This is a genomic window from Nocardia sp. NPDC052316, assembly GCF_044547795.1.
In the GTDB taxonomy this organism is placed as follows: Bacteria; Actinomycetota; Actinomycetes; order Mycobacteriales; family Mycobacteriaceae; genus Nocardia.
The window spans coordinates 42,211-62,166 of the sequence record NZ_JBIUBB010000002.1 but is presented as its reverse complement, the minus strand read 5'-3'; the positions used below and the strand labels follow the sequence as shown (position 1 = coordinate 62,166).

The following is a 19,956-nucleotide window of genomic DNA, read 5'->3' as shown; positions in this document are numbered from 1 at the left end:
CGGCCCTTCAGATTCGTCCGGCCCGGTTGGCCGCGGCGAGCAGCCACAGCAGATACGGCGCGCCGACAGCGCCGGTGACCACCCCGACCGGCAGTGGGTTGCCGAGCAGATGCTGTGCCACGAAATCGGCGAGCAACGTGACCAGCGCGCCGGTGAGCGCGGCCGGCACCAAGGCGGTGCGACCGCCACCGGTCAGCCGGGTGGCGATCGGGTTCGCGACGAACGCGACGAACGCGATCGGACCGGCTACTGCGGTCGCGAAAGCCACACTGGCGGTGGCGATCAGCAGCAATAGCAGCCGCGAGCGCTCCACCCGCAGGCCGAGGCCGGCCGCGACGTCGTCACCGAGCTGCAAACCGTTGAGCGCGGGGGCGAGCAATGCGGCGGCCGGCGCCAGCACCGCGAGAGCGACGGCCAGCGGCATGACCGCGGGCCAGCTGCGGCCATTGAGGTTGCCGATCATCCAGACCAGCGCCTGCTGGGCCAGCGCGACATCGGCCCAGGTCATGAGGTACGACACGATGCTGGTCAGCACCGCGCCGACACCGACGCCGATCAACACGAGGCGAAAACCGTTCACCCCGCCGCGCCGGGCGAGCCCGTAGATCACCGCGCCGGTGACGACAGCACCGACGAAAGCGACCAGCGACAACGCCGGGCCGGACAGCCCGAACACGATCAGACCGGCGACGGCCGCCGCGCTCGCCCCCTGGGAAATTCCGATCACATCCGGACTGGCCAGCGGATTCCGTAGCAAGCGCTGAAACAGCGTGCCGCCGATACCGAATGCGATACCGACCAATGTGGCGGCAACCGCGCGCGGCAACCGCAACTGCCTGACCACGAACGCGTCCTGCCCGCCGCCAGCACCGAGCACGATGCCCGGAATATCGCTCAGCGGAACCGAATACGAGCCGACGGTGAGCGACAGCGCGAAAACCACCACCAGCACCAACAACAATGCGAGCACTACCAGCCGAGCGCGAGTGGTGCCGCTGCGCCGCGCGTGGACGACGGCGGCCAGCGAGGCCGTATCGATGGTCACGCCTTCACCAGCTTCCGGCGGCGCACCAAGATGACGAGCAGCGGCCCGCCGAGGACGGCGGTCACCACACCGACCTGCACCTCGGCCGGTCGCGCGATGACGCGGCCGACCACATCCGCGACCAGCAGCAGGATCGCGGCGATCACCGCGGCATACGGCAGCAGCCAACGGTGATCGGGGCCGGTGATCAACCTGGCGGCGTGCGGGACCATCAGGCCGACGAAGGCGATGGGTCCGGCGATGGCCGTCGCCGCGCCGCACAGCACGACCACCGCGAGCGCGGCGACTCCGCGGGCGACCGGCACATTCTGGCCGAGCGCGCGAGCCACGTCCGTGCCGAGCGCCAGCGCGTTCAACATTCGCGCCGACATCATAGCGAGCAGGATGCCGACCGTGAGGAACGGCGCTGCCTGCCCAACGGTCGGCAGGTCGCGCTCGGCGAGCGACCCCACCTGCCAGAAGCGGTATTGATCGAAGGTGGTGGTGTCGGTGAGCAGCAACCCGCTGGTCACCGACTGCAATGCGGCGGTGACGGCGGCGCCGGCGAGCGCGAGCTTCATCGGCGTGGCACCGTCGCGGCCGAGCGAACTGACGAGGTACACGACCGCGCCCGCGGCCGCGGCGCCAGCGAAGCCGAACCACACGTAACCGGTCACCGAGGTCACACCGAGCACACTGATCCCGAGCACGACGGACAGGGCCGCGCCCGCGTTGACGCCGAGCAGGCCCGGATCGGCGAGCGGATTCCGGGTCGCTCCCTGGATGATCGATCCGGCCAGCCCCAGCGCGATGCCGACCAGCACGCCGACCGCGGTGCGCGGCAGCCGCAGATCGCGCACGACGGCGTGATCGACATCGACCGGGTTGTAGTGGAGCAACGCGTCCAGCACGGTCGGGAAGGTCAATGCGCGCGAACCGACGCTGATGCTCAGCACCACCGCGAACGCGAGTACTGCCAGTAGCAGCACCAGCCCCATTGCGAGCGGGAGCGTCCTGGTGGGGGCGCGGTCCATCTGTGTCGGTCACCTTCGATTTCGATCAATACGGTTTGCCTACCCTAATTGACCGGTGGGTCCGGTGAGCCACCGGCTGGCAACACTCATCGGCGCGGTGATCGAGGTGGTTGGTGCAGGTTACGCGCCGACCAACCTCGTGTTCGCGGCAGCGAACCGGAACCCGTTGCTGGGCAGGCGGAGTGGTGGCGTCGATTCCGAGGTAGCGGAAAGATCGGTTTACTCTTCTCCAGGATCTAACATGCGAACCATCCGTCGCTCCGAGAAGCACTGTCCATACGACATATCGACCGGCCGGTTGCCGGAACGACCCGAGCTATGCCAGGTCATGCCCGAAACCGGGCCGCCCAAGGCAGAGCGTGACGATCAGCCCGGGCGAATTCTCGAGGCGGGTCGGTGCGGGAGCGAGAACTGTGAGGTGTGGACCGTGGGCCAGTCGCGCGAACTGAATCGAAGGAAGTGAAGTGCCGATCGTCACGGGTGAGATGGCCGCCATGCTGAACGTCCTCGGACTTCGCCAAGGAGACAAGCGGATCCTCGACGTGATCGTCCTCCTCGGTCCTGAAATGGAGGTGGAACACGCCGACTGGGGCGAGGTGCAGTCGACGTACTACCTCTTCCGCCGTGCTGGGACGGAGCTGCTCTTCGAAGACGAGCTGCTGGTATCGGCGATGGTGCGGACCCAACCGGACAGCGAGGACGAGACCTACGGGCTGTACCCGCGGCCGGACAACTTGCTAGAAGGACTCTCCCCCAACGCAACTCGGACCGAAGTCACAGCTGTGCTCGGGCAACCGGAGCGCACCGGACCGAACTTCGACAGGTACGAGGTGAACGACCACTACCTGCATTTCGAGTTCGACGCCGCCGGACGTATCGCCAGACTATCCGCATTGCTCGAGCCGGTTTGAGTGCCGACCCGTCGGTTCGGGAACGGTGGAGTCGTACTCCCTGGCATGATCTCGGCCATGCGAACAGTATGGGGATCATTGGCAATCGGTGCCGCAACGATGCTCGTTCTCGGTGCGGCGGCAGGCAATGCGACTGCCGAAGGCGTGTTCATCGACCAATTCGAGACCAACGCGGAGTGCGTGGCCGCCGGGGAAAAATACCGCAGCTCCGACACCTGGCCCGACTGCGTCTACGGGCAGCAAGGTAGTGGTTGGCAGCTGTGGGTCCGCTCGGCCGGCGGCTGATTCGGGCGACTGGTCGGCTCCGGCTGAAACTGAATCGTCGGTGGCACACTGCGATTCGCCTGTCACGACTCGGTGATCGTCGCAACCGAGGCAGTGGTCGCCGTGCCGGGGAGGTACCCGGCACGGCGCCCGTGCTGATCGCGGCGGTCTCGGACAATAGGCTGCTCATTGCGAGTACGACGGCAGCTCGGTCGGCGTTTCAGGTCAGCTGAGTGGATTGGGCGGGCTGTGGTGCACGGGCGGTGGCGTGCATCCGCAGCTGGCGAGGTTGCGGAACAACGGCCGGGGTAGGCCTGGTGTCGGTGCCGGGAACGGTCTGTAGCCGCCAGCGAGCAGCGATGGTTGCCAGAGCCAGGGTGGCCTCGGTCATCGCGAAGTTGTCACCGATGCATTTGCGGGCACCGGCGGCGAACGGCAGCAGCGCATTCCGTGGCGGCGGCGTGCTGCGGGCAGGATCGAATCGGTCGGGGTCGAACCGTTCGGGTTCGGGATACAGGTCCGGCCGGTGTTGGATCAGATACGAGCTGTAGACCACGGTGGTACCGGCAACAAGGGTGTGCTCGCCGAGTTCGGTGTCCTCGGTCACCGTCCGAGTCTGCAGCCAGCCGGGTGGGCGCAGACGCAAGGTTTCGGTGATCACCTGGCCGGTGAACTGCAGGCACGGCAGATCCGCATGATGGGCGGGCCGTCCAGCCAGCACGGTGTCCACCTCGGCGTACAACCGAGCGGCGATCTCGGGATGCTGGTCGAGCAGGATCAAAGCCCACGCCAACGTCGCGGCACTCGTGTCGGTGCCCGCGAAGAAGAACGTGAGGACCTGATCGATGATCTCGTCGTCGGTCAACTGCCCGCCGCCCGCACTGTCGCGGGCAAAGACCAACGCCGAGAACAGATCACCACGATCGACTCCCTCGGCTCGGCGCGCTGTCACCAGCTCTGCGAGGATCGCGCGAGCCTCTGCGGCAGCTCGCGCGCAGGCGCTGTTGCCCAGAATCGGCAGCCGGCGCATCCACCCCGGCATCATGGTCTGCCGGATAACCCCGGCGAAGACCGTCTCGACATCGTGGAGCAGCCGCGCCTGGTCCGAATCCGAGAGCGCCTGATCGAACAGCGTCGCCGCGATCACGCGGGCCGCCATGGTGTGTAGTTGTGCTTTGACATCGACGACCTGACCGTCCTGCCAGGAGTCGACCATCTCGGAGATCTTGTGCGCCATCACCGGCGCGTACGCGGTGATGCCCTTCGGGTGAAACGCCGGCTGCAGCAGACGCCGCTGCCTGCGATGTTTCGCATGCGGACACGTCGCCAAACCCTCGCCGACCAGGTCTCTCCCGCTGTCGAATTGCGGCCCACCCTTGTCGAATATGCGGTCCTTGAGCAGCACTCGCCGCGTCAGTTCCGGATCGCAGACCACGACCGCGGTCGCCCGCCCGAGTCCGATACGTACCAGGTCACCGTGGGCCGGCAGCGACGCCATGAATCCCAGCGGATCGCGCAGCAGCGGAATCAGATGCCCCAGCACAGGTAACCGACGCGGTGCCTCCGCGATCACGGGATCGCCCTGCCCGGCGGCGTACCGAGCTCCTTCAGTAGCGCCAGGCCAGCCGCTCGATACTCGCCCAATCACGCTTCGTAGCAATCGCATTCCCGATAGTTCGTCCATGCCCAGATCCCTCCCGTGCCAGTGCGATTCCAGAACTGATTGGCCACCAACGCAATCCGCATCGCCATGTGCACTTCTGCCGATCGGCAACACCTACGCTGGAGGCACGTTCACTAAGTAGTCTGAATCGATAAGGCTTGGCGCACTATCTGTTTCGCACTACCGGCCCAATTTCACTGTCCGCCCGGAGAACGGTGGGCGACTCCCCGCCCTTGGCTTCAACCGAGGCCACTCGCGAACCGCGACGCTGGCAGGAGTTTGGTCGCCTCCGCGATCTACAAATCACAGCCCGTCGCCGGATCGACGCGAGCCGATCCGGTTTCGCGCATGATCGAGCAGGGCTCAGCGGCGGAAGGGGCCGGTCACCTCGTAGGTGATGCCGCCGCTACTCGAACCCGTGGTGCCGCGCTGCGAGGAGAAATAGAGTCGGTCGCCTGCCGGGTTGAAGGCGGGGCCTGCGATCTCCGATCCGCTCGAGTCGGCGATTTGCAGGAACGGGGCGACGACGTCGGCGGTGATGAGGCAGATCTGCATGTCGCCACCGTCCTCGGCGATGAACAGGTCATTGTTCGACGCCCCGGTCACGTTGTCCACCCCGGACAGTGGTGCACCGCTGCCAGGCTGGTAGGTGATCGAAAGTTGGTTGCCTGCCGCGTCATACGCCCAGACCTTGTTGTCGCCTTTGGTGGTGAACCAGCACGTACCTGCGGCGTAATAGCACCCCTCGCCTCCGTTGAAGACCTTCGCCCCGCGCACCTGCTGCCGAGTCGGCCTGGATCGTGCCGACGGATCCGGGATCGGTTTCCAGCTGAGTTGTCCCGAGGTCTCGACGAGCACCTCGAGTTTGCCGCTCGACAGATCGCCCCACGAGGTCGGCACGAACCGGTAGAAGCAGCCGTCGCGTCGGTCCTCGGTCAGATATATGACCTTGCGATCCGGGTCCGCCGCGCACGCCTCGTGTGTGAACAGTCCCATCGCCGGTCTGCGGGTAGCCGTGTTGCGACCCCACGGGTCGGTTTCGAACACCGCACCCTTGTCCACCTCCTCGCAGGACAGCCACGTATTCCACGGCGTGGCACCGCCGGCGCAGTTGCGGTTGGTATTCGACAGCGTGCGATGCGCGCCGACGATCGCCCCGTCCGCACCGAAGACGATCGCGCCGACACCGCCGGTACGGTCGACCTCGCTATTGGACACATAGATCCACCCCGCGCCATCGGCGAAACAGGCGCCGCCGTCCGGGGCCGGATGCCAGGTGTAGCTCGATCCCGCCACCCGCTGTCCCGAGCGGGCGACGATCCGGCTGGTGAAGCCTGAGGGCAGGAATACGCCGTTGGCGTCCGGCGTCTTCGACAGCGGACCATACGGCGACTCGCCGGAGACGGCGCCCGCACTGAAGGCCTCGAGCCACGCCGCCCCACCGAGCGCCACTCCCCCTCCGCCGATCACGCTGACCCGCAAGAAATTTCGACGGTCCACGAGCACCTCCAACACGGATTGATCCGGCCCGGCAGAGCGCCAGTGCGGCCGGTAGTGCGGTCACCCCATCAATCGGCGCCGCAGTTCGATCGTCTGCGGCAAGCCGTCGTACGAAAGGAGTGGAACACGGTACATTCAGTTTACCGAATTGGGTTGGTGTGCATCTCGTTTCAAGAAGTCGATCAACGGAACAACGCCTGAACTGCGGTCCGCAGCGCAGACCGACGAACTCGCCGACGCCTCACCCGGCCGTCGGACCTTCGCCGAATACCCACGGCGTCAGCACGACAAGCCACCCGTCCGGATCCTCGAACAGTATCGCGCCGCCCCGCGCCCAATACGGATTAGCGGGCACGACCGGCCGATGCCCGCGCCCACTCAGCCGTTCCACCGCATCCCGCAGCGCCTGTTCGCCCCGCAAATACAGCACCAACTGATTCTCCGGATGCGGCGGCGGAATCACCGGTGGCGATCCGTGCTGTGTGATCTCCAATTGCACTTCAGCATCGGGCAGCCCGAACACGATCCCGTCGTATCCGTCGTGATCACGCCACTGCGCGAGCACGGCCAGCCCGAGATCATCCCGATAGAACGTCGCCACGTCGTCGAACCGCGCCGTAGGGCGGGCGAAGCGCACCGCCCCCACACTCAAATGTTCCGGCCACACATCCACCCCAACGCCATGGTCCAACCGATCCATCCCACCAGTCGCGCGCCGCAGTCGCTTTCACCGCAGCGCGAGTTCGCGCATTCCTCCGCCGACTCCCGAAGAACATCAGCCCGGCGGAGGGCTGGCGACAAACGACTGTCCAGCACGGTGATGACGAGCCACGCGCCAACCACCTTTCTGTCCCGCATGCTTGTGCAGCGACCACCGACAGCTCCGATGCCTGAGTCGGCGTTCGGATTCCGTCAATTGATGCGATGATCGCCGCATGGGACTGTCGCGCGTGGTCTGGTTGCTGCTGGCTGGAGTGACCGCTGCGTGGGGGGTCTTCGTCGCGTCCGAACCGCTGCACCAGATCTCTTCGTGCGAGGTCGTGCAGATGGATACCGTATGCGGCGAGTCGATATTCGCCCGCTACGGAGTCGGGCTGGCTTTGCTGCTGGCAGTGCCGGTTGTGCTCTGTGTCCTGCCCGCGGTGCGCGCCACCCACAGTCTGTCGTGGGTGGTCGCCGGCGTTCTGGTGATCGGTGCCCTCGTCGCGTTGCCCGCGACCGATACCGTGTTCGCCGCTTTCACGTACTACCTGCCGGTCGGGGTGGTCGCGGTGCTGGGCGCTGGATTTCAGGCCTGGTACGACCGGCGAGGCGGACCAGTATCCCCGAAGCAGCGCGAGACTGCGCTGGGCAGCTAACAGTTCGGGCGCTCATCTGCTTTACGAACGTGTCGATGCCCATCGCCGGGGAAGGTGGGTGGTGCGGCGGGGAGCACGTCCTGCAAGGTGAAGCCGCACTTGTTCGCTACCCGGCAGGAGGCATGGTTGCCCTGTGCGTGGAGCAGCTCCAACTGGTTCAGGTGGACCATTTTCTGTTCGGCCAGGGCCCACCGGGACACGGTCTCGACAGCACGCGCAGCAATACCCAGACCGCGGGCGTGGGCCGCGGTCCAATACCCGACTTCGGCGACCCCAGCGGTAATCGTTTTCACCACCACATGGCCGACAGGCGAGTGATCGTCATCGGCGATGACTACAGCAAAACTGAACCGTGTGCGCTCCATCCACCCGTCGGCTTGGGCGCCCAACCAGTTCCGGGCAGCGGTTTCGTCGACCAGGTGGCCGGCAAGCCAGCGGCGCAAACCCGGATCACGATGCGCGGCAACCAAAGACGGCAGGTCGTCGCACCGCCATGGGCGTAGCCGCAACGCCGCCGTACCCCCGGCCTGCGGCACAGACAGGATGATCTTCACAAGCACGCATTATCGGCCTACCGAGGCGTCGCAGTCTTGGCGCCCGGTCAGGCGGGTTCGACGCGGAAGATGGCGATGCGCTCGGCTGCGGCGGCCAGGCCCGCTGGTGTGGCTTCCTCGACCAGGCCGGTCTTGACGAACCATTCGTCGAGTTTCGTTGGGCTGTTCGCGACATGGTCGCGCAGTAGCGCACGGCGTTCTTCGACAGGAAGTTCCGCCATTCGCACCATCGAAGAGCGTCGGCCGCGGGCCAGTGTGACCGTCGACGCGGCGCGGACGTTGGCCACCCAGGCTGACTTCGGATACGCCTGGAAGACATACCGTGCACCGGCGAGCCGGAGCACCGAGACCGGCACCTCACGCAACTCACCGGTGCGTCGACCGACGACCTTCAGGATGTGCATGTCCGAGAGAACAACACCCCGTTTCTGGAGCAGGGTGACAAGTCTATTGAGTCGATTTACGTTGCGGCGCAGTCGTTCCGGCTGTCGAGTCATCGCGGGTCCTCAACTGAAGTACCGACGCGGGAGTCGCACGGACCCGCCACGGTGGTTACCAATGATGCTGCCGTCGACCAACAGCCACATAGGGCAGTGCCGTAGGCGATTTCAGGCATGCACCGATAATCGGCGACTGTTCTGGCGTCGCTCTTGCGCGGCGCTGTCGTGGTATCGATCTTTGCCTGCTACGCCATCTTCGGCAGCGGGAATAGGCGAAAACTACCGACGCGGGCTATTCGCACAGCCTGCACAGTGGTGACACCACCCGAACCACTATGCCGCTCATGGTCAACCACCCATGAGACGCCCGACAGCAGGAGGACACCATGACCACCGCAACCCACCCGGCGCGCACCGCCAGCCAAGCCTTGCATGCCGCAGTCCGGGCACGGGACAAGAACGCCTGGCTGCATATGTTCGCTGCGAACGCCGTCGTCGAAGACCCGGTCGGCCCTTCGGATTTCGATCCGGCGGGTGCCGGACATCAGGGCCGCGAAGCCATCTCGGCGTTCTGGGACAAGGCCATCGCGCACAACGAGTCGATCGAGTTCCTGTTCGAGGACTCCTTCGCCTGCGGAAACGAAGTCGCCTACACCGGCAAGGTCCGCAGCCATGCCGGCGGTCAGGTGATCGACGCCGAGGGGGTGTTCATCTATAAGGTCGATGAGGCGGGCAAGATCCTCGCCGTGCGCGCCTTCTGGGAGATCGAGCGCACGATGGCGACCATGAGACCTGCTTGAGTCAGGCGGTTTTTATCGGAGGACCTGACGTGACGCCTCGTCTTTCAGGGCGGGGCGGAAACTCGCATCCTGCGAGTGCTCGTGGCGGGGGGCGACAAAGCGGCGCCGGCGAGCCGCCACCACCCGATGTGCTGGTCTGGCGGCGGTCTCCGCGGTTCAGGTGAGCTTGTCGAGGATGGCTGCCGGTTCGCGGGCTTGGCGTACTTCGCACCTGGGCACCCGCGGTGCTCAGCGTGCCCCGAACATCTGGGTCCACCACGGCCCGGTGTCGAGCAAGGAATTGCCGCGACCGGTGCCTGGTAGCGCACCGACGCCGACCGACTTCCAGGAGCAGTTGAGCAGTTCCTCGCGGTGGCCCGAGCTGCTCATCCAGCCCTGCATGGCTTCCCTTGGCGAACTCGCGCCCAGCGCAATGATTTCCGTGACCTCGGCCTGGTACCCCTGTGCCTTGGCCCGGTGCTCGGGGTAGCGGTGACCGGGGTCGGGACTGATGTGGTTGAAATACCTGCGGTCTCGCATCTCCTGGTTGTGCAGGCGCGCGGCTTTGGTCAGCCGTTCATCCAGTCGTAGCGGCTGACACCCCTTCTTGCTTCGCTCGGCATTGGTGAGGTCGAGAACCTGCTGCTCCCAGGCCGTCGCGCCCTCGCCCGGGACCGGTTTTGTCGGCTCCTCCGGTTCCGGTTTCGTTGGCACGTCCGGCTTCGAGGGCTCGGGATCGCCGCCCGCACAGTCGGGTGCCGCGGGCTCGTCGGTCCCGGTGTCGACGAAAGCGTCGCTGATCCACCGACCACTGTCGAGCCGATCCCACACGTCGGTAGCACCCCAACTGCCGGTCACCCGGTCACCACGCGTCGTGCACACGATCCGCACGCGCGCACCGTGGCGCACCCGGCCGACCTTCGAACTCCGCAAGCTCGGTCCTGACCGCAAGTTCACCGGAAAACGCCAATTCGGCGACTCGACGGTCCCCGTCGCCTGCTCGTCCGGTTCGGCGGTCGCCGGACCCGCCAGCGCACTCCCCGCGAGGACGGCGCCCACACACACCGCACCCAACACCGCCCGTGACCGCCGACCAGCAGACGCCCGCACCCTATGCCACATATTCGACCCTGAATTCATCGACACCGCTTCTCCCACTGAGGATTTGGCACAATCGACGGAGGTACACCATTCTCCGTACACGTTTCCGATCAGCGTTGAAGCCGCATCGATCCACCCACCGATCAGTACCGAAGGGTAGGGACCGGTAACGAAACGGTCGACCTGCGTAAGGTCTCGTTAATCCGAGTCAAGGCCAGCCTGAAACCACACGGAATCAGCGCGGCCGGACCATCGCAACAATTGGCGGCCGCACGTTAGGTGGATCCGAGGATCGAAACTACTCCGGCACCGCCGACCGCCGCCGCGCCAGCACACTTTCCACCGAAACGGCGACAAAACCGCCCCCGACCACCACGATTCGGTCCGCCGCCTGACTCCAGTACAGCGCCGAGTAGCTGGACCTGTCGTCGAACATCTCCGGCGGCAGCGAAATGTAGGTGCCGTTCTCCGGAAAGTAGAGAACCCCGACGTCGCCCTCGTCGTTTTCACCGAATTTCAGCAGCAGACCGCCGTCCGGTCCCGGACGCACGGCCATCACATTCGTCCATGCTTCGACGTGCCGGATCGGCGTACCACCGCGATGGATCTCGTACAGGTCGCGATTGGACAGATAAAAGAATCCGTCGTCCCCCGCGGGCACCGAGGTGAACTCGACGTGCGAGCGCTCGGCGGCCATCTCGAAGGTGCGGACGCAGCCGGCGGCCCCCGCGTCGAGCTCGTAACCGTTTCCGTTCCAGATCAATACGGTGCTGCCGTCTGCCAGCCGAGCGGCCCCGGTCATCGGAAGCGCGGCGTCGCCGAGCACACTTTTCACCACCGCCGCATCCGGAATGCCGGGAATCTGCTCCCACGCACCCGATTCCGCGAGCCACAGCGGACCGGGCAGCGGGTCACCGACATTCAAGCCGCCGAATCTCAGCAGATGCGTCTTCACCTCGTGCAACACCACGGGGCGTGCGCCGAGGAAGTGGCACTCGTGCGCGTAGAGGTCGGCCTCGCCCGGCCCCTTGGCCGGCAGCACTCGCGGCGCATCCGCCGCGCCGTCCACCAGGATCGGCCCGAACGCGCGCGGGCGCGCCTGCGTGTCGGCGGTCGACATCGCGAGCCATCCACCGGCTGGCGACCGGGCCGCCGCTACCCAGAATTCGTTGCGCTGCAACGACAAACGCGGCGGCCAAACCCCGAGATCCCACAGCTCCACCCGCGGATTCCGGCCATCGCTGTGCGACAGCAGGAATCCGTCCACGATGTCATCGAGCACGCTCGCGATCGGCGAGGGCGGCGCGGTCTCTACCGCGGCGGCCGGCGTCCCATCGTTGCCCAGGTACTGCGCCCACATCAACTCCGGATCTCCCGGGAACTCACCTGCCGCGGGCACCGCGAGATCGGTTGCCTCCCAATACCCCAGCTTGCGGTCGACCGCCGCCCGCAGCGTCGCCACGATCCCCCGGTACTTACGCTGCTCGCCTTTCGTCAACGGCCCGAGCTGCTCTTGCACCCACGCCAGCACGTCCGCGACATGATTGGCGGGCACATACAGACCCGTCGAATAATTACCGCTGAACCATCCCGACGAGAACTGCCCGCCGAGTTGCGGATGCGCCGCAACAACTTCGGTGAACAGTCCGGCAGGCTCGTACTCGGCCTTCGGTACGAACACCGCGTCGGGGAACACCCGCCCCGCTTCGAACGCCAGGCTCAGCGCCAACCCGCGCTCGTACCGATACGGCAGCATCGAAGCGCTGAACATCACCGCCGCAACGGACACGGCCTCCGCCGCCGCCCGCGCGTCGGTGCCCAGCAGCAGCTCCCGTACCTGCCGCCAGAGGTCCTCCGCGCCCGAATGCACCCGATCCAGCGCCGTCGGCCCGGCGGCACTCCCGAGCAGCCGGGGCACGAACTGCTCCCGGATCGCGTCCTCGTCAACCAGATGCAATGTGCAGTCGTATCCCATGATCCTCCACCTCGTCCTGCGCACCCACATGCAACCATGGGCGCGAATCAGATACGCAGCGGTGGGTGATCAGAACGCTAGGCGCAGGCCATCGGCGGACCCGAACCTACCGCCGTGCGGTCACGAGTCTTGTGCCCACACCGGGAACTCCCCCGGGGCGAGCTCGACGAAATCCGGCAGACCACGCAGGGCGGCCTCGGCGCCGCCGGGAGTGTATGTCGCCACCAGCCGTAGCGGGCGCCACCCGGTGTTGTACGTGGAGTGCAAGGTGCCGCGCGGAATCCATACCGCGTCGCCGGCCTTGATGGCGAATTCGTCGCTGTCACCGACAGTTTGGCGTCCCTCGCCGTCGATGACATAAAGAATTTCGTCGGAGTCGGGATGGTCGTGCCGATCATGGCCTTTGTTCGGGTTGATCACCACCTCGCCGAGCGTCGACGACGCACCGTCGACGGTGTCGGGCGTGACATGCCATTTGATCGAGCCCCAGCCGAAAACCATTGTCGCGACAGTGTTCGGATCGCGGTACATAAGACTCTCCTTGGTCGGGCCGCACGGGATACTTCGCGATTCATTGGTGGCTGGTGGGGATTTCCTTGAAAGCGCGCAGCTGATCGGAGATGGCGCGCTCGGTGGGCAGCCGCTCCATCGATGACGCACCGAAGAATCCCGCTACGCCATTGGTGCGCTCGAGGATGTAGCGCACGTCGTCGGGCTCCGCGATCGGACCGCCGTGACACAACACATGAATGCCGGGATCGACGGCCGCGGCCGCATCACGCATCTCCTGCACCCGCACCACCGCCTCGTCGAGCGTGATCGCCGTGGTCGCGCCGATACTGCCCTTGGTCGTCAGGCCCATGTGCGGCACGATGAGGTCCGCGCCCGCCTGCGCCATCGCGGTAGCTTGCTCCGCATCGAATACGTACGGCGCGGTGAGCAACTCGCGCTCGGCTGCCAACTGGATCATCTCGATTTCGAGATCGAAACCCATACCGGTCTCCTCGAGATTCGCCCGGAAGACACCATCGATCAGACCGACGGTGGGAAAGTTCTGTACACCGGTGAATCCGATGGCGCGGATCTCATCGAGGAACCGCGGCATCTGCCGGAACGGATCGGTGCCGCAGACGCCGGCAAGGACAGCGGTCTGCTTCACGACGGGCAGCACCTCGGCGGCCATCTCCACCACTATCGCGTTGGCGTCGCCATAGGGCATCAGGCCGGCCAGGGAGCCACGACCGGCCATCCTGAACCGTCCCGAGTTGTAGATGATGATGAGGTCGGCCCCGCCCATCTCCGCGGACTTGGCCGACAGGCCGGTGCCCGCGCCCGCGCCGATCAGTGGCTGACCGGCCTCGAGTCGGCTGCGAAATCCGGCGAGAGCTTGTTCACGATTCACGATGTGCGCTCCTGATCAGTCGGTGCAGATGCTCGGCGGCCGCCGTCGCGAACGCCGGGCTGTTGATGTCCTGGTCGCTGTCGATCACCTCGACCTGGGTTCCGGCCACCGCTTCGAGTATCGAGTCGATGCACGCCGCGTCCGCCGCGGGATCCCAGAATGGCCCACCGTCCACGTCGACCGCGGACAGTCCGCCGCGGGGGACGTACAACGCGGTGGGTCCGGTTGCCGCCGCCAGCTTCCGGCCGAGCACGTCACCTATCCGGGCCGCTTCGACGGCGCTCGTCCGCAGCAACGTGACTGTCTCGTTGTGCACGAGCAAGTTCCGCTCGCGGAACCGCTCCGGCACGGTGTCCTTCGGCCCGAAGTTGACCATGTCCAAGGCACCGAGGCTGACGACCTGCGGAATGCCCGCCTTCGCCGCCGCGGTGAGCCGATCGGGCCCGGCGGACAACACCCCGCCGACGAGCTCGTCGGCGAGCTCCGTGGTGGTGAGGTCGAGCACACCGACGAAGTGACCGTCGGCGACCAGATTCTCCATGGTGCGACCGCCGGAGCCGGTGGCATGAAATACCAGCACCTCGTACCCCAGCTCCGCCAACCGGCGTCGAGCGGCATCCACGGCGGGGGTGGTGACGCCGAACATTGTGGCGGCGATGAGCGGCTTGTCCTGTGCCCCAGCATGATTCGACCGCCTGCTCGCGTAAGCGCCGGCCATTCCCGCTATCGCAGCCGCGGCGTTACCCAGCACCTGGCGGGAGATCGAGTTGATCCCCGCCACGTCGACGACGCTGTACATCAGCGTCACGTCGGTCGTCCCGACATAGGGCGCGACGTCCCCACCGGCCATGGTCGAGACCAGCAGCTTCGGCAGGCCGACCGGCAACGCTTGCATGACCGTCGCGGCGATCGCGGAACCTCCGCTGCCACCGAGGGCGAGCACACCGCTGAGCCGACCCTGCGCGAACAAGCGCTCTGCGATGGTAGCGGCGCCGGCCGCCATCACCTCAAGGGCGGCACCACGGTCGCGCCGGCGTCTGAGCTCCGCCAGCTCGGCGCCCGCCGCGGCGGCGACCGCTGACGCGTCCACGTCGGCGACGAGGGATGAGGCCCCCAGGACGCCGGTGTCGACCAGCACCACGTCCTTGCCGCACTCGGCAATCAGGTCACGGACGTACGCATACTCCTCCCCCTTGGTGTCGAAGGTTCCCACCAGCATGATGGCCACGTGTCGCTCCTTGATCTCATGATCCGGTGCTCACTCCACCAGGTCGAGGAACTCCCAGTGCGCTTCGGGATGTGCGCCACTGAGCCACTTCCCGCAATTCTGCAGGACCACCGGGCCCGAGGTGATGTGCTGGGTGCCGGTGCCGAGATCCCGCAGAAACCGTTCGATCGGACCGCGCCGGATCGCGGTCGTCGCCGCCCAGCGGTGCACCGTCCGGCCGATGTCGTGCACGGTCCACGTCGTGTGGTTGAGCACCAGCCGGATCACGGTCTCCTGTTCGGTGCTCAGCCACTCACCCGCGGCAAGCGTTTCTTCGATGCCCTGCCAGGCCTGCAGCACCCACGCGCGGGCCGCGCGCAGCTTGGCTTCGGCGACCGCGTACTCGGCGTGGAACTGCGCGGTGTCGACGGCGGCATTGAACGTGCCCGACCTCGTCGAAGCGTAGCGCTTCAATTCGTCGAGCAGCCGTCGGCCGACACCGAGCGCCCAGCCGGTGTGCACGATCGCGGACATGTTCACGATGCCGATGCGATAGATCGCGCCGCCGTTGGCGGGGTCCATCGTGGTCGCGCGATAGGTGTACGGCTCCGGCACGAAGACATCGGTGCAGTGATAGTCGATGCTGCTCGTCGCGCGGAGGCCGAGCACGTCCCAATTGTCGACGAGATGCACCTGCGACTTGGGCATCGTCAGTATTCGGGCCTCGCCGGTGCCCTCGACCTGAATCGCACTGTGGATGTGGGTGGCCAGCGCCATGCCGGAGGCGAACTGCCATTCCCCGCTGACCAGGTAGCCGCCGTCCACCGGGACGGCCCGGCCGGGTCGGGTGCCGTGGCCGGACAGCAAGGCATGATCACCGCTCGCGACATCGGGGAACAGATCAGCGGCCGCAACGGCACCGAGATAGGCCGCGGTGGTGCCGGTCATCATCTGCAGCGCCATCATCGTCCAGCCTGCCGAGGCGTCGTGGTAGCTGAGCCGCTCGATCGTGCGAATCAACTGACGCGGGGCGAATTCGTAACCGCCGAGATTCTCCGGCAGACCCGCCCGGACGATTCCCGCGCCCAGCAACGACTTCGCGGTGTCCGCGGTGAGTCTGCCGAGTTCGTCGGCCGCTTCGGCGTTCGCTTCGACGGACGCACCGAGCGCGTCGATCCGTTCCAGCAGCGCAGGGAACTCTTCGCTGATGTGTAGCCGAGCCGAGGCTGTCACACGCTTCCTCCTGGATTCGAAGACACAGTGCGGCGGCACCTTTGGCGACCCCGGTCACTCTTGCGCGCCAACCACCACTCTCCGATGCGAACCTCTCCCGCGCAACGTGCGTGGTCGGCTCAGCGGATCTGGGTATGGCCGCGGAGGTCCGCGAACCAGCTCAGCTAGGCGATCTCGGTCTGCACCCCGTTCAGGCGGTTGGACCTGGGAAGTCGAATCCGTCGTGAGCTCGGTTCTCCGTTGCTATCCTGATCGGCATCGCGATGTTCTGCGCTCGGCAGAGGTCCAATACATCGGTGCCACAACATATCTGGCCACACGACAAAATCGCGGTCGCGTCCACTGCGCTGGGTGCATGAGCTGACAGATTTCATCGATTCGGAGCTGACTCGCCGTCGGGACGGGAGACAGAATGAGAAGGTACCTCTCCATGCTCGCCTGGCTGCTCGTCTACGTCGCGCTCTGCGGCGTCGCAACATGGCTGTTGCGGGTCGGTTGGCTGCACGTCTACCCGTAACCGCGTCAGGCGATAACACGTAGTTCCTCGGCGGTGATCTCCTCCAGCGAGCGGCGGCGCGTCTCGACCAGGAAGGCGATGCCCGCCGCGGCCGCGATGGTCATCGGGACGGCGCTGACGAGCGCGGTCATCGAAATCGACGGCGCCGCAACGGCGAGGACCACCAGCGCGAGCACGATGATGCCGCCCGCCTTGCTCATGCCCGCCGCCAAACCGGTGCCGCGGGAACGTATTCGCGTCGGATACACCTCGGCGCCGTAGGCGACGAGTACCGCGACCACCGAGCTCGCGCCCCAGATCGGTGGGATGAGCAGCGCGTACAGCAGCAGCTTGTTGTCTGCGATGCCGTCGCCGAGCGCGACGAACCCGAACAGTGAAACCGCAAGCAGCGCACTGAGTATCACCATCGTCCATTTCGACGAACGGTGATAGCAGTAGGCGACCAGAAAATTGAGCGGGAAGCCGATCAGCGCGGAGTCGCGCAGGATCTGATCGGCCGAGACGCCGCTGTACCCGAGTTGGCGCAGGTTGGTCGGCAGCCAGAGCTGGAAGCCGTAAACAACCAGGCCGACGCCGAGACCGACCAACACCAGCACGGTGGTGATCCCGCCGAACGGCGCCTGCACGAGGCGGCGGTATCCCCCCTTGACACCGGATTCGATTGTCAGCTCGGAATTTTCGACCTCGGTGATGGACGCGTTGTAGACCCGCAGCACCTGCTCGGCCTCCCGGCGGCGGCCGAGCGCGAGCAGGAAGCGCGGCGACTCCGGAATCCATCGGGTGAGCAGAATGGTCAGCAGACCGGTCGGGAACCCGATCAACCACATCACCCGCCAGCCGTAGCTGTCGCCGACGGTGGCCGACAGCCAACTGGTGATGATGTAGGCGCCGGCGATGTCGCCACCGATCAGCACCATCAGCCAGCCGCGATGCCGGGCCGGAATCGTCTCGGCGAGCAGGGTGAACGCGATCGGCAGCATGCCGCCCGCGCTCATGCCCATGATCAGGCACATCAGCAGATTCAGCTCGAAACTCGGCATCGCGCCGCACACCGAGGTGGCCACGAAGAACACCCCGGCCAGCAGAATCGCCGCCTTGCGGCCGATTTTGTCGCTGAGCCAGCCCCAGATGAACGAGCCGATCACCGTGCCGGTGATGCCCGCGAGGGGCAGCAGCGCGGCGGGCAGACCGCCGTCGGGATTGGTCGCGGTCCGCAAGCCGTACTCCTTGGCGACCCCGGGCACGACGAACGCCAGCGTGGTCGGCTTCATGACGTCGATGGTGATCGCCGCGGCCATCACCAGCAGCAGAATCACGTGCACGCGATTAATCGGGGCGTCGTCGAGCGCGCGCACCCGCAGGTTTGCCACCTGATCACGCTGTGCCCCAACAGGAACGAGACCGTATGCGGTGACCGCGAGGCCGACGACGATCAGCACCATGCCTACGATCATCGAGGTATCCATGGGCATGTCGGCCATGTGATAACCCATGTGCCTGGACTCCCAGTACATCGGAAAGTGCAGCGCGGTGCCGAAAGTTGTTGCGGCGAGCCCGAACCAGAAGGCGCGGGTGCGCCGCCGAATAGGCGCCCTCCGAGGCCCGCCGCCGGATTGCTCGATCGATGAGTCGAAATGTCTTTGGCTACACACGGATATCTCCGTTCTTTACCGCACAGGCAGCGGATGAAATGAAAGCGGAACCCGCGTACCAAAACGGCGGTGGCACGACGAGTAACAACCGCGGGGTGGAGTGAGACCCGCACGGTCGAGGAGTCGAAACGGCGCGAAACGCCGGTGGTCATAGCGTATCGGCATGGTTGAGCTGATCGAGGCCGTGACGACCGGGCCGTACGGTCGTGCACGCACGATGTTGCTGAATTCACCTCGGTGAAAATCCGATATTCAAAGCTGCGGCAGTGCAAGCAAGAAGGGTGCGGTCCGAATCGTTCGCTCGGTCAAGGTGATACCGATTTCGAGTCGATCGTTTTTCCGGAGCCGGAACTCGCATATTCCTGTGCGGACGTCTCGGGTTACCTGGCGATTTCTGTCGTCGCGGATGGTCGAGACCGCGATCGCACGGGCAATCCATCTACCGGGTGGCACGCAGCTCAAACTGAAAGCTCCTTGGTTTGCGACAATCAATAACGCAGCGGCCGAGGTCAGCGGGTTCGCTGCGGGGAAGATACTCATGTACCTGCGGCTCCCTGTTGATCCAGCCGGGTCAGACAGTTTGCCACACAATAACGGCATACTAGGTTCCCTGCCGCATTCATGCTGCTCGGACCATCGCAACGGGACCTGCTCGCCGCGGACGTAGCGCCGATACTGAGAAGGACTCAGCCCGACCGCTTCGGTGAACCGAGATGTGAACGTACCGTAGCTGAGATACCCGACAGCATAGGAGATGTCGGAAACTCTCATCGACGTGGACGCCAATAACTTCTTGCTTCGCGCCAGACGGATTGCGGCGAGGAAACGGGCAGGTGACCAGCCGGTTTCCGCGCGAAACCGTCTGACGAAGTAGAACTTGCTGCATTTTGCGACGTCGGCGAGGTCATCCAAGGTAACCTGTTGCCCGCAGTTTTCCCACATGTACTTGATGCTGTCAGCAATATGGTCGGACACGAACTCTCCCAAACTCATAACAATCCACGATGCCTGAGCCGGTGACAGCAGAAATGAGCCAACCGCAGCTGTTCTGCTGCGGGTATAGCTACAAAATAGCGCCTTTGCTAGTGCGACGAAACGTGGCCGCTGCCGCTGATGTGGAACTGACCGGCCGCCTCTGGCACCGAGGTCGAACCATTCAGGTGTCGCCGCAAAGGCCGCGCGTCATTACGAAATGCCGGTGGCCCCTCAACTGCGGAATGAACGCTCGGCGAGTGCAGCCGTCGAATCCGCAGTGGCGGTTGCATTACTACCGAGTACCCCCTTAATCCATAGCCCCGACGCAAGCCCCATGGCCCCGATGCAGCGAGGCAGGCGAACGGAG

19 protein-coding genes are annotated in these 19,956 nt (G+C 65.6%); 4 read left to right on the top strand and 15 right to left on the bottom strand.

All coding sequences use genetic code 11. The annotated features are described in order from the left end of the window. Positions 1–7: 7 nt before the first annotated feature. Together ACIHA7_RS07505 and ACIHA7_RS07500 are read right to left on the bottom strand one after the other, a co-directional pair. A complete protein-coding gene (locus ACIHA7_RS07505; RefSeq protein WP_397286701.1) occupies positions 8–1,045 on the bottom strand; it encodes a FecCD family ABC transporter permease in 1,038 nt (345 codons plus the stop codon). After that, positions 1,042–2,058 (bottom strand): FecCD family ABC transporter permease, encoded by a 1,017-nt coding sequence (locus ACIHA7_RS07500; RefSeq protein WP_397286699.1) that lies wholly within the window; start codon positions 2,056–2,058, stop codon positions 1,042–1,044. The genes ACIHA7_RS07505 and ACIHA7_RS07500 overlap by 4 nt, the downstream gene beginning before the upstream one ends. A gap of 464 nt (positions 2,059–2,522) precedes the next feature. On the opposite strand from ACIHA7_RS07500, the gene ACIHA7_RS07495 reads away from it, so the two are divergent. Next, entirely contained in the window at positions 2,523–2,969 is a 447-nt protein-coding gene (locus ACIHA7_RS07495) for a hypothetical protein (protein ID WP_397286697.1), read from the top strand. Between the two features lie 57 nt (positions 2,970–3,026). Next, positions 3,027–3,254, top strand: coding sequence for a hypothetical protein (locus tag ACIHA7_RS07490; protein ID WP_397286695.1), 228 nt, complete (start codon positions 3,027–3,029; stop codon positions 3,252–3,254). A 199-nt stretch (positions 3,255–3,453) separates the two neighbouring features. Here ACIHA7_RS07490 and ACIHA7_RS07485 read toward each other — a convergent pair whose 3' ends face one another. The 3 genes from ACIHA7_RS07485 to ACIHA7_RS07475 form a co-directional block, all read right to left on the bottom strand. After that, positions 3,454–4,806: a cytochrome P450 gene (locus ACIHA7_RS07485; protein WP_397286693.1), complete on the bottom strand. Its 1,353-nt coding sequence runs from the start codon at positions 4,804–4,806 to the stop codon at positions 3,454–3,456. 453 nt (positions 4,807–5,259) lie between these two features. Then, a complete protein-coding gene (locus tag ACIHA7_RS07480) occupies positions 5,260–6,396 on the bottom strand; it encodes an alkaline phosphatase PhoX (RefSeq protein WP_397286691.1) in 1,137 nt (378 codons plus the stop codon). 241 nt (positions 6,397–6,637) lie between these two features. Continuing rightward, on the bottom strand, positions 6,638–7,042 hold the full coding sequence (locus tag ACIHA7_RS07475; protein WP_397286689.1) for a VOC family protein: 405 nt from the start codon (positions 7,040–7,042) through the stop codon (positions 6,638–6,640). Positions 7,043–7,331: 289 nt separating this feature from the next. Here ACIHA7_RS07475 and ACIHA7_RS07470 point away from each other — a divergent pair, with 289 nt between their 5' ends. Then, entirely contained in the window at positions 7,332–7,754 is a 423-nt protein-coding gene (locus ACIHA7_RS07470) for a hypothetical protein (protein WP_397286687.1), read from the top strand. Here ACIHA7_RS07470 and ACIHA7_RS07465 read toward each other — a convergent pair. After that, the gene (locus ACIHA7_RS07465) at positions 7,751–8,308 is read right to left on the bottom strand and encodes a GNAT family N-acetyltransferase (RefSeq protein WP_397286685.1); all 558 of its coding nucleotides are present in this window, start codon (positions 8,306–8,308) and stop codon (positions 7,751–7,753) included. The two genes, ACIHA7_RS07470 and ACIHA7_RS07465, sit on opposite strands and share 4 nt — an antisense overlap. 47 nt (positions 8,309–8,355) lie before the next feature. Continuing rightward, entirely contained in the window at positions 8,356–8,712 is a 357-nt protein-coding gene (locus ACIHA7_RS07460; protein WP_397286683.1) for a nitroreductase/quinone reductase family protein, read from the bottom strand. Positions 8,713–9,134: 422 nt separating this feature from the next. Between ACIHA7_RS07460 and ACIHA7_RS07455 the strand changes: the two genes are divergently transcribed. After that, a complete protein-coding gene (locus tag ACIHA7_RS07455; protein ID WP_397286681.1) occupies positions 9,135–9,548 on the top strand; it encodes a nuclear transport factor 2 family protein in 414 nt (137 codons plus the stop codon). A 228-nt stretch (positions 9,549–9,776) separates the two neighbouring features. Here the strand turns inward: ACIHA7_RS07455 and ACIHA7_RS07450 are convergent, their stop codons facing one another. From ACIHA7_RS07450 to ACIHA7_RS07415, 8 genes are all read right to left on the bottom strand, one after another. Beyond that, positions 9,777–10,460 (bottom strand): CAP domain-containing protein, encoded by a 684-nt coding sequence (locus ACIHA7_RS07450; protein ID WP_397286679.1) that lies wholly within the window; start codon positions 10,458–10,460, stop codon positions 9,777–9,779. Between the two features lie 466 nt (positions 10,461–10,926). After that, entirely contained in the window at positions 10,927–12,603 is a 1,677-nt protein-coding gene (locus ACIHA7_RS07445) for a hypothetical protein (RefSeq protein ID WP_397286677.1), read from the bottom strand. A 120-nt stretch (positions 12,604–12,723) separates the two neighbouring features. Continuing rightward, entirely contained in the window at positions 12,724–13,134 is a 411-nt protein-coding gene (locus ACIHA7_RS07440) for a cupin domain-containing protein (protein ID WP_397286675.1), read from the bottom strand. A gap of 40 nt (positions 13,135–13,174) precedes the next feature. Then, positions 13,175–14,005 (bottom strand): phosphoenolpyruvate hydrolase family protein, encoded by an 831-nt coding sequence (locus ACIHA7_RS07435; RefSeq protein WP_397286673.1) that lies wholly within the window; start codon positions 14,003–14,005, stop codon positions 13,175–13,177. Continuing rightward, entirely contained in the window at positions 13,995–15,224 is a 1,230-nt protein-coding gene (locus ACIHA7_RS07430; RefSeq protein WP_397288675.1) for a Tm-1-like ATP-binding domain-containing protein, read from the bottom strand. The genes ACIHA7_RS07435 and ACIHA7_RS07430 overlap by 11 nt, the downstream gene beginning before the upstream one ends. Positions 15,225–15,263: 39 nt before the next feature. Continuing rightward, positions 15,264–16,445, bottom strand: coding sequence for an acyl-CoA dehydrogenase family protein (locus ACIHA7_RS07425; protein WP_397286671.1), 1,182 nt, complete (start codon positions 16,443–16,445; stop codon positions 15,264–15,266). Positions 16,446–16,967: 522 nt separating this feature from the next. Next, positions 16,968–18,614 (bottom strand): MFS transporter, encoded by a 1,647-nt coding sequence (locus tag ACIHA7_RS07420; protein ID WP_397286669.1) that lies wholly within the window; start codon positions 18,612–18,614, stop codon positions 16,968–16,970. A gap of 252 nt (positions 18,615–18,866) precedes the next feature. Beyond that, a complete protein-coding gene (locus ACIHA7_RS07415) occupies positions 18,867–19,607 on the bottom strand; it encodes a helix-turn-helix domain-containing protein (protein WP_397286667.1) in 741 nt (246 codons plus the stop codon). Between the last annotated feature and the right edge of the window lie 349 nt (positions 19,608–19,956).